This is a genomic window from Pseudomonas sp. P4_C3 (assembly GCF_056402075.1).
In genome coordinates, this window is sequence record NZ_JBFUIC010000504.1 from 1 (window position 1) to 2,190 (window position 2,190).

At 53.5% G+C, this 2,190-nt stretch carries 2 protein-coding genes and 1 pseudogene; 2 read left to right on the forward strand and 1 reads right to left on the reverse strand.

The genetic code is table 11. The annotated features are described in order from the left end of the window. Positions 1-805: 805 nt before the first annotated feature. Positions 806-1,303 (reverse strand): annotated as a pseudogene (locus AC1DVH_RS29905) (GNAT family N-acetyltransferase); the annotation flags it as partial. A gap of 161 nt (positions 1,304-1,464) precedes the next feature. Here AC1DVH_RS29905 and AC1DVH_RS29910 point away from each other — a divergent pair. Next, positions 1,465-1,812, forward strand: coding sequence for a metalloregulator ArsR/SmtB family transcription factor (locus tag AC1DVH_RS29910; RefSeq protein WP_477756832.1), 348 nt, complete (start codon positions 1,465-1,467; stop codon positions 1,810-1,812). Between the two features lie 23 nt (positions 1,813-1,835). After that, on the forward strand, positions 1,836-2,190 hold a 355-nt coding region (locus AC1DVH_RS29915), incomplete at its 3' end, for an ArsB/NhaD family transporter (RefSeq protein WP_477756833.1).

A 2,190-nucleotide genomic window follows, 5' to 3' on the forward strand; every position in this document is an offset into this window, starting at 1 on the left:
ACCCTCAAACGATTGAAGACACCTCAGCTTGAATTCGAGGACCGTGCCCTTCGTCGTCATCTTATAAATACCCAAACTAGTCGTTCGATCATCGAATGGGTTATTCGCGTTGGCCAACAGCGAGGTAAAACAGCATCTGCCCGCCGTTCACCCCCCTTTAGCCCGATACACTCCGCCCCCCAGAAAATTGGTACCCACCCACGTGGTAGCAGAGTTTCCCGGTATATGTGAGAGCCTGGTACGCCACTTGATAAAGGCGCGGTTACTTACCTATATGCGGCGAAAATGCAAAGGATGCGAGTACCTCACTGACAATAATAGTGCTCGAAAAAAATCAAAAATAAATACGTGAGTGTAACCGAAGCTAAAAAATGATTGGGCTGCAGCTGCAGCCGCACATCGATAGTTAAAACGCTTGCAGCATTTGGCATTTCACCAGTCACTGACCCAGGAATCGATGACCTCCCTTCGAATTTTTACTTAAGAGAAAAAGTATTAATACAGGCCAGTACCGCTGAGCAGCTACAGCGAGAAAAAATAGGGGATATACGATACTGGAAGCGGCAAAGAAGCTGCATATCTCAGCGTCGACGGTTCTATTATGGTAAAAGCTGGCTTACTCAAAATCGTCGTTCAAAGGTTTCCAGACAATCGTCTGCTCAGAAAGCGTTGCATTGACAAATGCTACCTAAATCAAGGATTGACCTTACGGACAAAAATGACAAATGGGGTCAAGCGCAGCAGGAGTGACCGGGGTGTCACCAACCTGCTGCCGACGCTCTGAATCGCTGAGGGATCTAATCTGGATCAACAGGACGAATCGGTCTTCGTTGCCCGTATTTTCGTTACAGGAGGGTTGTTCCAGTTGGAATCCGCAACGATCAAGGACTTTTCTCGAGCCCACGTTTTCCTTGTAGGCAAAGGCAACCAGTTGCGTAAGCCCCCAGCGCGTCTTTGCTTCCTGTATCAGATGCCTCAGCGCCAGCGTGGCCAGCCCCTGCCCGCACGCGCGCTGATCAATCCGATAGCCGACTTGCGCAGAACCCGTCGATGAGTCGATGCTTTTCAGATTGGCTCGCCCCACGATTCTCTGACTGGAATCCTCGATGACAAACGGGTGCCAGGCGCCATTGGCAAAATCGGACAAATAGCTTTCGATATGATCGGCGACACCCTGCAACGAGTAAAAAGCAGGGTCGCGCGCATCAATATGGGATTCGAACCATTCACGGTTATGGACTTCGAATGCCAGCAACGCTTGAGCGTCAGTCTTTTTCAGCTCACGAACGCTAAACGATTCCATTCATCACCTCTCCTGAGTCTTGTGCCGAAAGGGCCCAAGTTTATCTCATACCTGAGCAACCTTGCCGGGCTGAGCAATCCCCCCCTCTCGAATCCGAGCGGCTTGTACGAAGCATATGGATAAACGTATATTCATATAACCATATGTATCGAGCCACGCCAATGCTCAACCCTGCCGCTGTATTCAAATGCCTGTCCGACGAAACCCGCGTCCGGGCCACCTTGCTCATCACTCGTGAAGGCGAGTTATGTGTTTGTGAGCTGGTCTGCGCCCTCGACGACAGCCAGCCTAAAATTTCCCGCCACCTTGCACAGCTGCGCGGGTGTGGCCTGCTTCTCGACCGCCGCCAAGGGCAATGGGTGTATTACCGGCTTAACCCCGATTTGCCCGCGTGGGTTCGCGACGTTCTCGAGGCGACGTTGCGGGCAAACGCCGACTGGCTTGCGCAAAACAGCACTCGCCTTGCCGCGATGGGCGACCGTCCGCTGAACACTTCCGCCTGCTGCTGACCCTTCATTCATCGAGACTCTGCATGTTCACTGCATTTAGCATTTTCCTGCTCACCATGGTCCTGGTCATCTGGCAACCCAAGGGGCTGGGCGTCGGCTGGAGCGCCTCCCTGGGTGCCATTCTGGCCCTGCTTGCAGGCGTCGTGACGCTGGACGATATTCCACTGGTGTGGAGCATTGTCTGGAACGCCACCGCGACGTTCATCTCGCTCATCATCATCAGTCTGTTGCTCGATGAGGCAGGCTTCTTCCAGTGGGCCGCCTTGCATGTGGCGCGCTGGGCCAAGGGTGACGGGCGTCGCCTGTTCGTATTCACGATACTGCTGGGGGCCGGCGTATCCGCTCTGTTTGCCAACGACGGTGCAGCCCTGATTCTGA

Coding starts and splice junctions, on each gene's coding strand:
- AC1DVH_RS29910 (WP_477756832.1), top strand. CDS start 1,465: ATGCTCAACCCTGCCGCTGTATTCAAATGCCTGTCCGACGAAACCCGC.